We start from the raw sequence: 15,911 nt of genomic DNA, 5'->3' as shown, positions 1-15,911 counted from the left end.
GAGAGCTCCAGAGCGCTCAACCCGTTTGTTTGGTTCAGGCCGTCCCGATTGCCCGTAGAGGACGTCTCCTGTCGAGCTGGAACCAAAGGAAAACAGCGACAGAGATATTGAGCAGGTTCCACCCAACGCCGTTGAGAAAGGCTGCATCGTAGGACAGGGTCAGGTCGTAAATCTTGCCGGACATCCAGCCACCGAGCGCCATGCCGAGCAATGTTGCCGACAGGACGAGCCCTACCCGGGTCCCCGCTTCCGCCGCCGGGAAGACCCGCCGCACGATCAGGGCATAGGTCGGCACGATGCCGCCCTGAGCCAGTCCAAACAGGGCGGAGACGGCATAGAGGGAGAACAGGCCGGTAAAAGGCAGAAACAGCAACAGCGATAGCCCCTGCATGACGGAGGAGAGGACAAGCGTCGGCAAGGCGCCTATCTTGTCGGCAATCCAGCCGAACAGAAGACGGCTGACAATGCCGGTCGCCAGCATCAGGGAAAGCATTTCCGCCCCACGCGCCGTGCCATAACCGAGGTCCCCGCAATAGGCGACGATATGAACCTGCGGCATCGCCATAGCGACACAGCAACTGATGCCAGCAACCAATAGCAACCCTTGCACGGCAGGGCGCGGCAAGGCGTTTTCGTAGCTCTCCGGAACCGGCGCGGCCGATGTGCCGGTTTCTTGGACAGATGCCCTGGGGCTACGCTCGCGCAGCGCCGCGGAGAGCGGCAGCAGCGTGCAGAGGCAAATGCCTGCAATGATCATATGCGTGTCGCGCCAGCCCTGCGTATCGACGAAATACTGCACCACTGGCGGCCAGACCGTGCCCGCGAGATAGCTTCCACTGGCGCCGACAGCGACCGCAATCCCGCGCCGGCGCCGGAACCAGTGGGTGATGTCGGAGATCACCGGCCCGAAGCTGGCCGAGCTACCGAGCATACCGATCAACAGCCCCTGAAGCATCGCGAACTGCCAGAGCGTTTCCGCTTGGGAGGAGAGCGCGTAGCCGAGCGCGAGAGCAACCGCGCCGAACCGCAATGGCACAACAATGCCAAAACGATCCGCCATCCGGCCCATAAGGATACCGCCGACCGCGAAGCCGATCATGGTGATCGTATAGGGCAACGACGCATCGGCCCGCGCCAGATTGAAATCAGCCTCCAACGCCGGCAGGATGACCACAACAGACCACAGGCCAACACCGCCGATCATACTGATCAGCAGCGACATCGAGAGGCGGAACCACGCGTAGGGACTGTCGACCTCACGCTCCGCCAAAATGGACGCGATCTTCATACGATAAACGGCCTAAGCTGATTGATGTTTCGGTGCTGTCCGAAAAGGCGGCACCGGAAGACGGTAACCGAGACATCGGGAGACGCATAGCGGCGTCTTTCCACCACAGAGTTTGATCGTCGGACCGATGGCGTCCAGTCCTCTTATCGCATAATAGCTTTATGAAAATTGGGACTACTCACCGCCACCCATGCATCATAGTTAGAAACAAACAATCGGCCTTGTTATGCCGGTTATAGAGTTGCGAAATACAAAGACGTGCAGGGAGCCGACGCATGAGAGCGTTCAAGGGCGTAAGGGTCATCGATTTCAGCCGTGTGCTGTCGGGTCCGGTCGCGGCACAGATGCTGGGTCTGCTCGATGCCGATGTCATCAAGGTCGAGCCAACGGGCGATGGCGATCAGCTACGGGGCGTTCTGACGGACCCAGAAATGGCGGCCAAGCGAATGTCGCCCGCTTTCCTCACCGTCAACCTCAACAAGCGCAGCATCGCGCTCGACCTCAAATCCGATGCAGGCCGTGCCGCCGCAGCAAAATTGGTCGAGAATGCGGATGTGGTGGTCGAGAATTTCGTTCCGGGTGTCGCGGCCAAGCTCGGTATCGATTACGAGAGCGTGCGTGCGGCCAACCCGAATGTCGTCTATTGCTCGATCAGCGGCTACGGCCAGAACGGACCGAAAAGCGGCGAGCGGGCATACGATGTCGCCGTGCAGGCCGATTCCGGAATGATGACCCTGACGGGCCACCCGGAGACCGGACCAACCCGCGTCGGATTCATGTTGATAGATATGACCACAGGCATCTCAGCGGCCTACGCGATCGCCTCTGCGCTATATCGGCGCGCGGTCACCGGCCAGGGTCAGCATCTCGATGTTGCGATGTACGACACGGCACTTCAGATGATGTCCTGCCAGGCGGCGGACTACATGATGCGCGGCAATCACCCCGGCCTCCTCGGCAACGGCTCCCCGACAGCTCAACCCACGGCTGGCGCTTTCGAAACCAGCGATGGGATCGTGCTACTGGCGACCCTGACCTCGGCGCAACAGGAAGGGTGTTTCCGGGCGCTCGGACTTGAGGAAAGCCTGCTGGACTCGCGCTATTCCACGGAGCCAGCGCGGCAGGAAAACTTCAAAACCGGACTGGCGCTGATACAAGCCGCCATGAAGTCCCGCACCACAGAGGAGTGGCTCCCGATCCTGAAGAAACATGGTGTAGCGGTTCAGGCGGTACGGGATCTGGACACTTCACTCTCGGATCCCCAACTCGCGCACCGGGGCATTCTGGTCGACGCTTCCGGCAGCGGTCTCGAAGAGAAAACTGACCTGATCGGTGCGCCGTTCCTGGCCAATGAGGACGGCCCGCTGCAAGAGGCGACGGCTCCCGTCACGGTCGGTCAGGACACTCGCGAGGTGCTTGAGGAGTTGGGCTGCACGCCAGACGAAATCGACGCGATCCTCGATAGCGTGAATACGTAAGTCGCAACTGGAGACCGGGACACCGTTTTCTACCGCCGCACGCCCCATATCCTCAGATCGGCGCCGACATTCAGTGTCGCCAGAACCACCAGCGTGCACAGCGCGACCTTAGATATGGTCTCCATCGTTCCTTCGATAAGGATCGCGTGGATCACACTGCAAAGCACGGTCACTGCTACGAGGCTCATATGACCGAGGCGCCACATGCGCGGGCGCAACCGGCGAGAACGGCGGAACGCTGCAAAAACTGCTGCCCCGAAGGCCGCCCACATTGCGATCACGCCCCAATCCGAGAACGGCGTCGGAGATGCGAAGAGAAGCGCGTCAATCACATCCGGCGGGCTGGTGAGCCAAAGGCCCGCAACGTGGATCGCAATCGCCATGACGAGAACAAGACCTGTCACGCGATGGATGCGCCTCCCCCGCAGGCCAAGGAGGCCCGGCAGATAGCCACCAATCAGCAACGGCTGAACAAGCAGGAGAGCCATCGCAACGATCCCTGCGAACCCTGCAGCTATGTAGATTGGGTCACGCCACGCAAGCAGCGGGCTCATCGCCGCCGCAGCGACCGGCGTCGCAATAGCGGCTGCAAGACCGGCCCAGATCAGGGTCTTACGGCCCCGCCTCATCCCCAACAAATACCCCCGATCAAGCTGGCTTCAGGACAAAATCCGCACGCAAACTGGTATCTTTTGAGCTCGACATGACCGGACGCAGAAATACGGTTTCGAATTCGTCGCTGTCATAGGCGAGATGGCCATGTGGCTGACCGAAGGCAGGAACAATCTGTGGCATCTCAAGCCGATATTCTCCGTTTTCGTCAGTCAGAGTGGCTCCGTGACTATGCGGATCGCTCTCATACCCTTCGGTCGTATGTGCCCAGATCTGGATGCGCTGACCTGCAAGCGGAGCGCCATCTCCTGCCCGACGGACGGTCCCCGTCATCCAGAAACCGCCGCCACCGATCCGGTCCACGATCGGGGCGTTGGGGATATAGTTGTTGGAGCCGCCGCGCATAGACTGTGTGGGTGCCAAACCTTGCGCACTGGCTGGGACAATGAGGCCGGAACCCCAGGTCGCCGCGATGGCACCGCCAGCGGCAAGCAGTGTACGGCGTGTAAACAGATCAATGGGCATATCAACCTCCCAGACGAACGTGGTGGTTACTGGTCTGATTGTCGGAACCTTGCACGACCACCTCCGATTGCAGACCCTCTCGCGAGTACTTCCCATTTAAGACGGGCAGCGCATGTGATAACCGACGCTCACAGCTTCGTGATACAGGATTTTCGCCCAAATCAGGGAGTCATTCCCGCTCTGTGGCGTCCAGAGCTCTCGCAACCCGACGCATGATCTTGCGCCGGGAGCGGTCATCAGCGGCGGTCTCCATCTTTTCCCTGAGCAGAAGAGAGAATTCCGCCAGGTCGTTATGCCAATCCAGCCCCCGAGCAGCTTCCGGAGCAAGTCGCACGGCTTTTCTCTTCAATCGTATCGCCACTTGATCGGCCGACAGGTCGACGGCGTCGTCCAGCTGTGGAATCACGATCAGCTCCGGATCAACACCCTTTGCCTTCAACCCGTCACGCATGGCCGCAAGAGCCTCTTCCTCACCATGGGTAAGGAAGATAGCAGATTTAACAGGCAGCCGATCCGTCAGCCAGTCGACCAATTCATCTCCGTCAGCATGTCCGGAATACACATCGATCTGCCGGATCGCAGCCTGCACGCGAAGCTCTTCGCCAAAGATCGTCACAGCTTCAACACCGCTCGCGAGGAGCGCTCCGAGTGAGCCCGGAGCCTGATAGCCGACCAGCAGAACAGTCGCATTCGAGCGCCAAAGGTTCTGCTTCAGATGATGGCGGATACGTCCCGCGTCGCACATGCCGCTACCGGCGATGATAATAGCGCCGCCGTTCACCCGGGCGATCAACTTGCTTTCATCGACCGACTCTGTGAAGCGGATGTTCGGGCGCCTGAAACTGGCTCCAACGGCAGGGAGATCCTCGAGATCGGAGGCATTCTTCTCGAACACCTCCGTCGCCCTGATCGCCAGCGGCGAGTCTAGGAATACTGGCGCCGGAGGGATACGTCCCTGATCGAACAATGCCCCCAGATCAAGCAGAAGCTCCTGCGTTCGTTCAACCGCGAACGCGGGGATCAAAAGATTACCTCCCCGCTCCAGCGCATTGTTAACTTCCTCGGCAAGCACAATACGCCGGTGTTCAGGTGTCACATCGACACGTGGCCGCCCACCGTAGGTCGCCTCACAGCAGACCCAGTCCCAATTCCCGGGCGCTTCCGGGTCCGGGTGGAGCAGCTTATGGTCTGGCCCTATATCGCCGGAGAAGAGTAGCCGGGACGGTCTCGCGTCCCGATCTCCGGACGACACTTCGACCTCGATAGAGGCCGAACCGAGAATATGTCCGGCATTCCAATACCGGGCGCGGACGCCACTGCCGACATCGCACCACTCTTCGTATTCGACAGAGGAGAATGAGCTGAGAGCAGCTTGCGCATCTTCCTTGCCGTAGATTGGGGTAACCGCCGGACGGCCGCGCCACGCGTTCCGCCTGTTCAGCCGTTCGACCTCCATTTCCTGGATCCCACCGCTGTCTGGCAACATGTAGGTCAAGAGATCGACTGTTCCACTCGTGGCAAAAACCTGCCCGGCGAACCCCTGTTTGACCAGCTTGGGAATAAGACCTGAATGGTCGATATGGGCATGGGTCAGAAGAACAAAGGAGATATCTTTAGGGTCGAATGGAAAGGGCCCGTAGTTCAGTTCCTTCAGGGTCTTCGATCCCTGGAACATTCCACAATCGACAAGGAACTGGCACCGGTCCGTTTGCAGCCAGTAACACGACCCCGTGACGGTCCCGGCCGCGCCGCAGAATGTCAGGATCATTTGATAAAACTCCGGTGAACGCGCTCAAGCCAAAAAATATTAACAGACGAAGCCGTCAAGCGTGCGGACGAAAAACATGCTCCCGTGGCCTGATACTCTGGCACAAACCAGCCAACACGATCCGTTCCAGAAAAAGCCAAGACAGGGAACGCATCCACCACACACCACAAAACATATGACCGTTTCATTCTAATTTCATAACCACACCTAGGCGTTTGTGAACGAACTTTATATCTATCGCATCACAGCCAGCTGCTCTCTCGCTGAAAGAAGCGGTCCGGTTGATACGAACTTTCAAGATTGCAGGCACCGACTTGCCGTGTTTGCCACCCAACCGGAATTGAGGCCACAAAGGCTCAGTCCCGGCTTACGCGCCACGGCTCTCACCGCCGGTCAAGAGAACGGAACACGATAATGAAATCGATCGTCACAGCATTGATTGCCCTGATCGCATTCTACGGGACGGCGGTCGCTCAGGCGGCAACTCCCTTGGTCAGCGTCGAATGGACGAAAGCCAATATCGGCAAACCCGGCGTCGTCTTTCTCGATGTCCGCGGCAAGCTCGCCGGCGCGAGCAAGGATGATTACCGGAAAGCCCACATACCCGGCGCCGTCTGGACCAACTACCTTAAAGACGGCTGGCGCACGAAGGATGGAAACGGCACGATCGCCCAGCTTTCCAGCGCCGAGACGCTGGAGACCACGATCGGCAATCTCGGCATCGAGAACGAAGATCATGTTGTTATCGTTCCGGCCGGAAAAACGGCGCTCGATATGGGAACGGCGACGCGGATCTACTGGACATTCAAAGTTGCCGGGCATGACGCGGTATCAATCCTGAACGGCGGCATGAAAGCCTACACGGCGGAGATAAACGCCGATACGAAGCAACCGGTAAACCCGCTGGAGACAGGCGAGGTCGTTCCGGAGCCGACGATCTTCACCGTGGAACTGCGCGAAGACATGCTGGTCACGAAAGCCGACATGGTCGCGGCGACTGAAGCTGGCGAGGTGATCGTCGATAACCGGCCGCAGGATCAGTTCCTCGGCATCAACAAACATGCCAAGGCAAAGCGCGCGGGAACCATCCCGGGTGCGCGCAACCTGCCGGAAAACTGGCTGACGCAGAACGGCGGCACATTCCGCGACAAGGAAACTATTGCGAAGCTCTACAAGATGGCTGGCATCAAGACCGATGACGCGCAGATCAACTTCTGCAACACCGGTCACTGGGCAAGCCTCGGCTGGTTCGTTTCTCAGGAAATCCTCGGTAACAGTGCTGCCAAGATGTATGACGGCTCAATGGTCGAGTGGTCAGCGGACGCAGACCTCCCGGTCGACTCTATGCTGGAGCGCCCACAGACGGCACAGGTCACTCAGTAGGCACACCCGAGAACAGGACCGGCGCCAACAGCCGGTCCACCGGCGCGAAATCGTCGGTCAGAACCACAGCAGAGACTTCTCCTGCATCCAACAGATCCGCGATCGGGATCCGCTGCCAGCTACGGCGGATCCCGAAGGCGGAATGGATCGTTTTTTCCGGCACGCCTGACAAGGCCGCAACGACCTCATAGGTTACGCGGCCGTCCGGTCCAGCGCCGGTGCCCTCCCCCATCTCCCGCCAGACCGAGACATCAGAGAAATCAAGGGCCAGCGTCCGGACAAGCGCCGCGAGAAACAGCGGGTTGCGCGCACCATCCACCACATTGGCGACATAGAAACCCATAGGGCGCAGCCGTGCCGCTACCTCGGCATTAAACTCGCGGCTGACCAGATGGGTCGGCACGGATATGTCATGGAAGGCATCGCCGAAAATCACGTCGAACCTGGGTTCAGGCGGCAGGGATTGCAGCAGTGCACGGGCATCGCGGTGATGGATTTCCAGCCCGGTTGCAGAAGTGTCCAGCCAAAGATGATCGCGCGCCGCTGCCGTGACCGCCGGATCGATTTCAGCGACCACCAGACGCGCGCTGGGGATTGTCGCCGCCCAGGAGCGCGGCAGGGAGTAACCGCCACCGCCAATGAAGAAGGCGGAGAAATCCACACCGGGGAGATCAAGCGGGAACCGACGCCGCGCCAATTCGTCAACGAATTGAATGTACGGGCTGAAGAGCAGGCTTGGGTCCGTTTTGTCATTGATGCTGTGAACCAGATTATCAAGCACCATCAGATTGCTCGGGCGTCCGCTATAGGGCGCAAAGTCATCGATCACGATGCAGAAATAATCGCTTTCGACAGTGCATCTGGAAACGAACGCTCCACGGGCGATCCCGATCCCGGCGAGAGGCAGACCAAGAACCACGATCGATACGGCAGCGATGAGGGCCGGGCGACGCCCGGCAAGCAGAGCGCATCCAAGAGCGAGGGTCCCGTATAACGCTGTCACTGCGATCAGCGTACCGCTGGAGCCGATCCAGGAGATGAAGAGATAGCCAGCCGAGAGCGTGCCCAAAATGCTTCCGGCCGTACCGACGGCATACATGGTTCCGATCACAGCGCCGGTCCGGTTCGGATTGGCATCGACGGACAGCTTGGTCACCACCGGCGCGACCATGCCGACAAACAGACTCGGCAACAGGAAAAGTGCCGTTGCGAGGACAACCACAATGGTCACCTGACCAAGCCCAGACGACAAAAGCCCTACGGCCAGATCATTGAGCAAGACAAGAGCAAGCAGACTGCTCGCCCCGGCCAAGGCAAGCGCACCGGCAAGCCTTCCAAAAATACTTTGCCTGCCCACACCGGGACCGGCCATGAGGCCACCAATCCAATGCCCGGCTGAGAGGCCGGCAAGAACCACGGCGATAATCGCCGTCCAGGTGTAAAGCGACATGCCGACATAGGGCGCGATCAGGCGACCGGCGACAATCTCCACGACCAGCCCGCCGGCCGAGCTGAGGAACAGAACAACAGCTAGGAACAAGCGTATAATCAGCGACATGGGAGCTCTGCTTTCTGCGGCGCCGGTCATGAAAGAGCCGTCCGTGGAGCCGGAGAATATCTCCGCTCTCCCATTGCCCACTGGCAGGCCCCAGCGCCGAGCCACATGGCCAGCAGTGCCAGCCAGGCGGTCAGAGACAGCACCGATCCGCCGGTGACCCCGGCACCAACCGCGCAGCCGCCGGCGAGCATGCCGCCGAAGCCCATCAGCACCGCACCGAAGACGTATCGCACCATGCCAGTCGACTGGTCGAAGACCTCGATATAGAACTCCCGCCTGACCAGTGCCGAGGCGCAGGAACCGAGGGCCACGCCGGGCACAAGGCCAAGACTGAAACTGAGCGGCACACTGGGCGCGGTGATCAACGCCATGAGCGTGTCCGCCGAGGGACCCGTAAAGGTAACGCTCAGAACCGATACAGGCTCGAATGAGACATGAGCCAGTGAAGCGGTATAGAGCCAGCCGCCAGCGATGGTCGCGCCAAGCAACACAGACAGCAGGGCGCGGGGCCAGCCCAGAGCCGATCTCGATGCCAATAAAGCCGCGACTGCCAGCAGAGTGCCGCCAAGAAGGATACCGAAACCTTCGGGAACATGAAGATTGAGGTTCCGGGCACCCGGGCTAACTGTCCAGAGAGCGGAGAGGTCGAGCCGCAAGGGCGACAGAATGCCGGAGAGCGCCGCCTGGGCCACGACTGTCACCAACAGCCCGGTCATCAGAGCCCGGAGGTTTCCTGTCGCCGAAAGCACAAGCAGGCGGCTGGCGCAGCCGCGGGCGAGAACCATGCCGATACCGAACATGGCACCACCGATGACCGCACCGGAGAGTGTTCCGACGGACGTCAGTTGCCGCACCTCCATGGCCGGCAAAGTGTCCGACCAGAGCAACAACTGAACGCACAGCAGCGCAGAGCCGAAAACGAGCAGCCAGACCGCGAAATTTGGTCCCGGCGTGCCACGCCAGAATTCCAGCGACGCACTTCTGAGACAAAAACGGCTGGCCTGGGCGCAGGCCCCGAATGCGAGTCCGACCAGCAACCCGCCAAGACCTGCCTTCGCAGGGTCCGACAGCAGGTCGCTCGCCAGCAGTGTCTCCAGAAACTCCATATCGACCTGTCCGTCAGATACTCACGCTACGCCTCCCGCCGCCGGCCACCGTTGCAGGCGGACGGCGGGATCAATTTGTATCAGCCGAACATGTCCTTGCTGATCCCGTCATACCAACCGATGCTTTCCTCGTAGGTCTGCTTCCGCAACGCCGCATCCTCGCCATTCTGACTGATGAAGCCCGAGGTTTTGGCGATCTTCTCCGGGGTTGCTTCATAGGCAGCCCCGACCTTCACACCGTTGTTGGTGCCGATCAGCGACCAGCAGGTATTTGAGAATTTGGCCGGGAACACCTTCGAGCCGGTGAGTGCACCGCGAATGGCATTCGCAGCCACCTTGGCCTGACTGTTGGCGGAAAAACCGGATTTCGGCATATCGCCCTGATGCGCGGCATCTCCGAGAACGTGGATATTCTCGTCCTCCCTGCTTTGCAGCGTGGCTGGAACTACCGGTGCCCAACCCTTGTCGTTTGTAATCGCGGCGAGTTCAGCAATGCGACCGGCTTTCATAGCCGGAATGACATTGACAACATCCGCCTTCGTCACCTCACCGCCGACAACAACTTCCATGCTGCCGGGACGCACTTCTTCCAGCGCTCCGGTGAATTCGGCATCCAGCCAGTCGATCATTCCCGGATAACTGTTTTCCCAGCCGGCCTGGAAAAGCCCCTGCTTCGAGAACTTCTTCTTAGGATCGAAGATCAGGATCTTCGCACTCGGATTCTTCTGCTTCAGCATATGCGCAACCATGGACACCCGTTCGTACGGGCCGGGCGGGCACCGGTACGGGTTTGGCGGCGCAACCATGGCGAACACACCACCCGGCCGCATCGTTTCGACCTGCGCCTTCAAAAGCTCGGTCTGCGATCCCGCCTTGTAGGCATGGGGCATATGGTTTTGCTGCGTGACATCCCAGCCGGGCACAGAGCCATCGACGAAATCGATGCCGGGAGACAGGACGAGCCGGTCATAGGCCAGCGATGCTCCACCGGCGAGGGTTACGGTTTTCTTGTCCCGGTCGACACCTATTGCCCAGTCGTGCACGACGTTGATTCCGTATTCGCTGGCGAGCGTTCCGTATGTATGACCAAGCGAGGCGAGGCTGCGGAAACCGCCAAGATAGAGATTGGAGAAAAAGCAGCTGTAATAGGTGCGGCTTGGCTCGATCAGAGTAACGTCGAGCGCGCCCTTACTGTCTTTCGCAAGGTATCGCGCGGCTGTGGCGCCGCCTGCGCCGCCGCCGACGACGACCACTTTCGGCTTTCCGTGACCCGCACCCATGATCATCGGCGCTGTGGTGAGAGCAGCGGTCGCTGCCGCTCCCTTAAGGATCGACCTTCTACTCAGAGACATGGCACTTCCTCCCTTTTTGTGCCCCGTTCATTCGAGGCTTTCGAAATACGCAGCCAGACCGGCGATCTCTTCGTCCGACAACCGGCCCGCGATCATCCGCATGACCGGATGCGGCCGGATCCCGGTCTTGTAGGCGTGCATCGCGACGACAAAATCTTCCCGCAGCCACCCGGTAATCGCGGGGATACCACTGTCCGATCCGCTCTTCTGGTGGCACGTCAAACATTCACCGGAGAGATATTCACCGTAATCCGGATCACCGACGATGGCGAGAATGGCAGGATCGACCGTATGATCGGTTGCCGCCGATGTGGGTTCCGCTTCCGGAATATCACTCGGCTTGTCGGAGAAACCACGCAGATAGGCGATGACATGCGAGCGGTCTTCTGCGCTGGGCATGCCGCTGAAGTTCATCCGCGTCCGCGATACCAGGTTTTTCGGGTTTTCGAGATAAGCGTCGATGGAGTCGAACGTCCAGACCAAGCCATCCGCCCCGGCACGCATTAATCCTTTTGAATACCGGAAGCCCTCAACGGTGCCGGCGGTGCGGCCGAACAATCCGTTAAGATGCGGCCCCACCGCGTTTCGTGCATTCTCGCCGACCCGGTGGCAGGCCTTGCAGACCTTGAAGAGTCTCGCGCCCGCAGCCGGATCTCCAAGCTCGTTGGCGGCGACTGGACCGGGCGCGGGAATGACGGCGAGCATCACCGCCAAGCTAAATGCCTTGATGATGCGAGCCGTCCACACACTCATCCGGACATCCTTTCCTAGTCAGCCATCGCCTTCAGGTAAGCGATGACTGCCGTGAGATCGTCTTCCTTCTTGAGACCGGCAAAAGCCATCTTGGTCCGCTTGATCATCGCCTTGGGCTTGGCGAGGAAGGCTGCGAGGGTCTCTTCATCCCAGACCAGACCGTCTGCACCGGCAGTCTTCATACTCTTGGAGTATTTCTTGAAACCCTCCGCGGTGCCAGCGGCTCGTCCGAAGATGCCATTCAGGTGCGGGCCGATTTTGTGCTTCGCCTTATCGCCGACAGCATGGCACGCCTTGCATTTCTTGAAGACCTTCTCGCCCGCCTTGACCAGCGCCGAGTCCACTGCCGGAGCGGCGGCGACCTGGGTCGCTTCCTCTTTCGTTGCCTCGGTCTCTTCCGCAGCCGGCGCCGCAGAAGAATGTTTCGAGGTCGGATCATCCGGCGTCACGTCGACAACCTGAGCACGGGCAGTGATCTTCACCTCCGTCTTGCAGTCCGTCATGCAGGGAGTGCGGTTCTTCCAGACGGCGGTCTCGGCTCGGTCATCTGCATAGAAGCCCTCGGCGTTCGGCATGACGACCTCTGTGAAGTTCTCCCGGCTGAGTTCGAAATCGTCGTCGACCAGATCGTTCAGATAAAGCAGATAAGCCGTCAGCGCGTAGGTCTCGTCATTCGTCAGGGATTGAGCATCACCGAACGGCATGGCCCGGTGCACATAGTCCCAGACCGTCGAGAGATAGGGCCAGTATGACCCAACGGTCTTGACCGGACGGGCACTGGTCAGTGTGTCCTGACCGCCCGCCAGAACCGGCCAGCGATCGACAGCCTCACCGAAATCGCCGTGGCAGGAGGCACAGCGTTCCGCAAAGATTGGCTCTCCCGCTTCAACAGAGCCGCTGCCTTCCGGCAGGCCTACACCGTCTGGCCGGACATCGATATCCCAGGCCGCAACCTCGTCCGGAGTGGCCGGACGGCCGAGACCTGTCGGCTCTGCCATCGCGGTACCCGCAAGACCGACAACAAAGGTCAGAGCTGCCAGATTAAGAAATCTCGACATTTTCCGCCTCCCCGTTCGCATTGACGTGCCAGGTCTGGATTCCGTTATTGTGATAGATCGAATTCTCGCCACGGACGGCGCGCAGCTCGTTCTTTGTTGGCTGCACATAACCAGTGCTGTCGATAGCGCGCGACTGCAGAAGCAACGGACTGCCATCCCAGTCGAACTCGTAATAGAAGCGGTGCATCGACTTTTCCCAGGACGGCCCGTCGATCCGCGCCTGCTGCCAGTTGCGTCCGCCATCGGTTGTGACATGGACTTCCTTGATGGTACCTCGGCCGGACCAGGCGACTCCGGTGATGATGGTCGGGCCTTTGCCATGCAGGATCGGAGCCTGCGGGCTCGGGTTGGTGATCACCGACTTGGCGTCCATCTCCCAAGTGAAGCGACGCGCTTTCCCGTTCTCCATGAGGTCTGTGTATTTGGAAGTTTCTTCCCGATGGTGCCAGGGCATGTCACCGACTTCGATCCGGCGCAGCCACTTGACCCACATGTTGCCTTCCCAACCCGGCACTACCAGACGCACCGGATACCCCTGCTCCGGCCGCAATGCCTCGCCATTCATGGCGAAGGCGACCAGGCAGTCGTCGAGGGCTTTCTCGATCGGCACGGAACGGGTCATCGCAGCAGCATCCGCGCCTTCGGGCATGATCCATTTGGCGTTGGTCTTGACGCCGGCTTCCTCGAGGATCGTCTTCAGCGGAATGCCGGTATAGATGACATTGTGGATCATGCCGTGGGTGAACTGGCAGCCATTCAGCTGCGCGCCGCGCCACTCCATGCCGCTGTTAGCTGCACATTCCAGGAAATAGGCGCGGTTCTCACGGGGGAAACGCTTCAGGTCCGCCATGGTAAAGACAAGCTCGCGCTCGACCAGACCGTTGATCATCAGCCGGTACTTCGCCGGATCTACTTCGGCGACACCACTATGATGGCGCTCGAAGCAAAGACCATTCGGTGTGATTACGCCGTCCAGTTCATGCAACGGGGTGAAATTGATCGAACTCACCGGGTCGGCGGTCAGCCAGGGAACGTTCCGGCGTCGGACATGAGCCTCGTAAGCGGACGGCGTGCCGTAAGGTTTTACATCGACGCCTTCGCCGAGCTCGCTGGCCCATGGCTGAACCTCAAGGATCGCGGGATCGCCTGCAGCCAGAGCGGGCGCTGCGGCCAGTGCGCCACCGGCAGCCAAGCCGCCTTTCAAGAAGGTTCTGCGTGAGGTTGGTGTCTTGTCAGTCATCGTTCCGTCTCCGGCCCGGTCTATCCGGCAATTGTCTTCACAGCTGAATTCGGGGTGATCTCGACCCGTCCCTTGCGAGCAACATACTGCTCGACAAGATCGTAAATTGGCGGTCCCTCGGTACCCTCGTTTACCGATGCCCAACCCGCGACCACATAGGACTTGGCCGGGTCGATGGCTTCACCGGTCTTCAGCAGGGTCATTCCGGAGATCCGGCTGCCGATCGGCTTGTTGACGTCGATCGAGTAGCCCATGCCGCCGACGCGCACCATGTCGCCACCCTGCTGGTAATAGGGATCAGGATTGAAAAGGTTGTCGGCAACGTCCTCGAGGATGGTGTGGATCAGCTCACCCGTCATCTCGCTGCGATAGACGTTGGGATAGGTCATCGCCGTTGCGCCATAGATGTCTTCGCGGGTGATATCGTCGCCCGGCAGAAGGCTCGGACCCCAGCGGAAGCCCGGCGAAAGCGCTATATCGGCTTCGCGTTCCTCCAGCAGGGCCTGGCAGATCAGATCATCCCAAGTGCCGTTGAAATTCCCTCGCCGGTACAGCAGGGACTCGGTCTGGCCGATGATCTCGCCGAGCTCCGCCTTGAAGGGAGCGCGCTGGGCGTCGACCAGTGCGGTCATTTCGGGATCCGGCGCAATCACGTCCGAGAAAATCGGGATCAAGCGGAAGTTGAAGCCTTTCACCCCACCGTCACGGACATCGAGATCGAGACGGGAGACGAACTTGCCGTGGGAGCCGGATGCGACAACCAGCGTATTGCCGACCTGGACCGGCTCCGGCAGGGCATCGTGGGTATGCCCGGCAAGGATAACGTCGATGCCCTCGACCTGGCTCGCCAATTTGCGGTCGACGTCGAACCCGTTGTGGGACAGCACGACGACCAGCTCCGCACCGTCCGCACGCACTTCCTCGACCACCTCGCGCATGCGCTGCTCGCGGATGCCGAAGGAAAGGTTCGGGAACATCCAGCCCGGATTGGCGATCGGCAGATAGGGGAAGGCCTGACCGATGACGGCGACCTTGACGCCACCGCGTTCGAAGATCGAGTGGGAATCGTATGCTGGCTCGTTCCATTCACTGTCGAAGATATTCGCACCAAGGAAGGGGAACGGCAGTTCATCGACAATCTCTGTCACCCGGTCGATGCCGTAGGTGAACTCCCAGTGCGAGGTCATCGCATCCGGCTTCAGCGCGTTCATGACATTGACCATGTCCTGCCCCTGCGTGCGCAGGGCGGTCATGGAGCCGTGCCAGGTGTCGCCACCGTCGAGGAACAGCGCGTCCGGCCGGTCCGCCCTGATCGATTTCAAGACAGTAGAAATCCGGTCAAATCCGCCAATCTGGCCATATTCGCGTGCGAGCGCGACAAAGTCCTCCGAACTCAACGCATACGCCTCGGGCGTGCCAGGCTTTAATCCGTAGGTATCGAGGAATTTCTTGCCTGAAATATGGGGCGGCAATCCGGCAGACTGGCCAACCCCTATATTGATCGACGGCTCGCGGAACCAGACCGGCATGAGCTGGGCATGGCAATCGGTCAGGTGCACCAGGGTGACATTTCCCGTCGTATCAAAATCCAGAAGCTGGTCCTGAGTGAGGCGCTGCTGCGCAGCGAGCTTGGCCCAGTTCCCGAAACCGCTCAGACCGACGATCGCAGAGGCAGCAAACGACGTCTGGAGGAAATCGCGGCGCGACAACATGACATGTGGCTCCTTCGGCAAATCCCGTTTCGGGACGCAGTTCTCCCGGCTGAAACACACGGCATTTCAGGCGATGGA

The 15,911-nt window shown here is 60.1% G+C and carries 13 protein-coding genes; 2 read left to right on the top strand and 11 right to left on the bottom strand.

The features are described 5' to 3' along the window. Positions 1-34: 34 nt before the first annotated feature. Positions 35-1,288 carry an MFS transporter gene (locus tag ABJ076_RS10595; protein ID WP_348189932.1) on the bottom strand — a complete coding sequence of 418 codons (1,254 nt, stop codon included), beginning with the start codon at positions 1,286-1,288 and terminating at the stop codon, positions 35-37. 275 nt (positions 1,289-1,563) lie between these two features. Here ABJ076_RS10595 and ABJ076_RS10590 point away from each other — a divergent pair, with 275 nt between their 5' ends. Continuing rightward, entirely contained in the window at positions 1,564-2,766 is a 1,203-nt protein-coding gene (locus ABJ076_RS10590; RefSeq protein ID WP_348189930.1) for a CoA transferase, read from the top strand. A gap of 29 nt (positions 2,767-2,795) precedes the next feature. Here ABJ076_RS10590 and ABJ076_RS10585 read toward each other — a convergent pair whose 3' ends face one another. The 3 genes from ABJ076_RS10585 to ABJ076_RS10575 form a co-directional block, all read right to left on the bottom strand. Further along, positions 2,796-3,395 (bottom strand): ferric reductase-like transmembrane domain-containing protein, encoded by a 600-nt coding sequence (locus ABJ076_RS10585; RefSeq protein ID WP_348189929.1) that lies wholly within the window; start codon positions 3,393-3,395, stop codon positions 2,796-2,798. Positions 3,396-3,414: 19 nt separating this feature from the next. Beyond that, on the bottom strand, positions 3,415-3,903 hold the full coding sequence (locus ABJ076_RS10580; RefSeq protein ID WP_348189927.1) for a hypothetical protein: 489 nt from the start codon (positions 3,901-3,903) through the stop codon (positions 3,415-3,417). Positions 3,904-4,072: 169 nt separating this feature from the next. Then, on the bottom strand, positions 4,073-5,671 hold the full coding sequence (locus ABJ076_RS10575; RefSeq protein ID WP_348189925.1) for an MBL fold metallo-hydrolase: 1,599 nt from the start codon (positions 5,669-5,671) through the stop codon (positions 4,073-4,075). A gap of 414 nt (positions 5,672-6,085) precedes the next feature. Here ABJ076_RS10575 and ABJ076_RS10570 point away from each other — a divergent pair, with 414 nt between their 5' ends. Then, the gene (locus ABJ076_RS10570) at positions 6,086-7,054 is read left to right on the top strand and encodes a sulfurtransferase (RefSeq protein ID WP_348189923.1); all 969 of its coding nucleotides are present in this window, start codon (positions 6,086-6,088) and stop codon (positions 7,052-7,054) included. On the opposite strand, the gene ABJ076_RS10565 is transcribed toward ABJ076_RS10570, so the two are convergent. The 7 genes from ABJ076_RS10565 to soxB form a co-directional block, all read right to left on the bottom strand. Beyond that, on the bottom strand, positions 7,044-8,612 hold the full coding sequence (locus tag ABJ076_RS10565) for a fused MFS/spermidine synthase (protein ID WP_348189921.1): 1,569 nt from the start codon (positions 8,610-8,612) through the stop codon (positions 7,044-7,046). The two genes, ABJ076_RS10570 and ABJ076_RS10565, sit on opposite strands and share 11 nt — an antisense overlap. A 26-nt stretch (positions 8,613-8,638) precedes the next feature. Further along, positions 8,639-9,718 (bottom strand): YeeE/YedE family protein, encoded by a 1,080-nt coding sequence (locus tag ABJ076_RS10560; protein ID WP_348189919.1) that lies wholly within the window; start codon positions 9,716-9,718, stop codon positions 8,639-8,641. A gap of 80 nt (positions 9,719-9,798) precedes the next feature. Then, the gene (locus ABJ076_RS10555) at positions 9,799-11,070 is read right to left on the bottom strand and encodes an NAD(P)/FAD-dependent oxidoreductase (RefSeq protein WP_348189917.1); all 1,272 of its coding nucleotides are present in this window, start codon (positions 11,068-11,070) and stop codon (positions 9,799-9,801) included. A gap of 27 nt (positions 11,071-11,097) precedes the next feature. Further along, on the bottom strand, positions 11,098-11,823 hold the full coding sequence (locus ABJ076_RS10550) for a c-type cytochrome (RefSeq protein ID WP_348189915.1): 726 nt from the start codon (positions 11,821-11,823) through the stop codon (positions 11,098-11,100). Between the two features lie 14 nt (positions 11,824-11,837). Next, the gene (locus tag ABJ076_RS10545) at positions 11,838-12,881 is read right to left on the bottom strand and encodes a c-type cytochrome (protein ID WP_348189914.1); all 1,044 of its coding nucleotides are present in this window, start codon (positions 12,879-12,881) and stop codon (positions 11,838-11,840) included. Beyond that, positions 12,865-14,121, bottom strand: a complete 1,257-nt coding sequence (gene soxC, locus ABJ076_RS10540) for a sulfite dehydrogenase (protein ID WP_348189912.1) — start codon at positions 14,119-14,121, stop codon at positions 12,865-12,867. Before soxC ends, ABJ076_RS10545 begins: the two co-directional genes overlap by 17 nt. Positions 14,122-14,141: 20 nt before the next feature. Beyond that, entirely contained in the window at positions 14,142-15,833 is a 1,692-nt protein-coding gene (gene soxB / locus ABJ076_RS10535; protein WP_348189910.1) for a thiosulfohydrolase SoxB, read from the bottom strand. Between the last annotated feature and the right edge of the window lie 78 nt (positions 15,834-15,911).

This window comes from Nisaea sp. (assembly GCF_039990255.1).
Taxonomy (GTDB): domain Bacteria; phylum Pseudomonadota; class Alphaproteobacteria; order Thalassobaculales; family Thalassobaculaceae; genus Nisaea.
The sequence above is the reverse complement of the archived record's forward strand: the minus strand, read 5'-3'. Positions and strand labels throughout refer to the sequence as shown.

Bases quoted from the DNA above. Each gene is read 5' to 3' on its own strand.
- ABJ076_RS10555 (WP_348189917.1), bottom strand. From the start codon at position 11,070: ATGTCTCTGAGTAGAAGGTCGATCCTTAAGGGAGCGGCAGCGACCGCT.
- ABJ076_RS10580 (WP_348189927.1), bottom strand. From the start codon at position 3,903: ATGCCCATTGATCTGTTTACACGCCGTACACTGCTTGCCGCTGGCGGT.
- soxC (WP_348189912.1), bottom strand. From the start codon at position 14,121: ATGACTGACAAGACACCAACCTCACGCAGAACCTTCTTGAAAGGCGGC.
- ABJ076_RS10565 (WP_348189921.1), bottom strand. From the start codon at position 8,612: ATGTCGCTGATTATACGCTTGTTCCTAGCTGTTGTTCTGTTCCTCAGC.
- ABJ076_RS10545 (WP_348189914.1), bottom strand. From the start codon at position 12,881: ATGTCGAGATTTCTTAATCTGGCAGCTCTGACCTTTGTTGTCGGTCTT.
- ABJ076_RS10575 (WP_348189925.1), bottom strand. From the start codon at position 5,671: ATGATCCTGACATTCTGCGGCGCGGCCGGGACCGTCACGGGGTCGTGT.
- ABJ076_RS10590 (WP_348189930.1), top strand. From the start codon at position 1,564: ATGAGAGCGTTCAAGGGCGTAAGGGTCATCGATTTCAGCCGTGTGCTG.
- ABJ076_RS10585 (WP_348189929.1), bottom strand. From the start codon at position 3,395: ATGAGGCGGGGCCGTAAGACCCTGATCTGGGCCGGTCTTGCAGCCGCT.
- soxB (WP_348189910.1), bottom strand. From the start codon at position 15,833: ATGTTGTCGCGCCGCGATTTCCTCCAGACGTCGTTTGCTGCCTCTGCG.
- ABJ076_RS10560 (WP_348189919.1), bottom strand. From the start codon at position 9,718: ATGGAGTTTCTGGAGACACTGCTGGCGAGCGACCTGCTGTCGGACCCT.
- ABJ076_RS10570 (WP_348189923.1), top strand. From the start codon at position 6,086: ATGAAATCGATCGTCACAGCATTGATTGCCCTGATCGCATTCTACGGG.
- ABJ076_RS10595 (WP_348189932.1), bottom strand. From the start codon at position 1,288: ATGAAGATCGCGTCCATTTTGGCGGAGCGTGAGGTCGACAGTCCCTAC.
- ABJ076_RS10550 (WP_348189915.1), bottom strand. From the start codon at position 11,823: ATGAGTGTGTGGACGGCTCGCATCATCAAGGCATTTAGCTTGGCGGTG.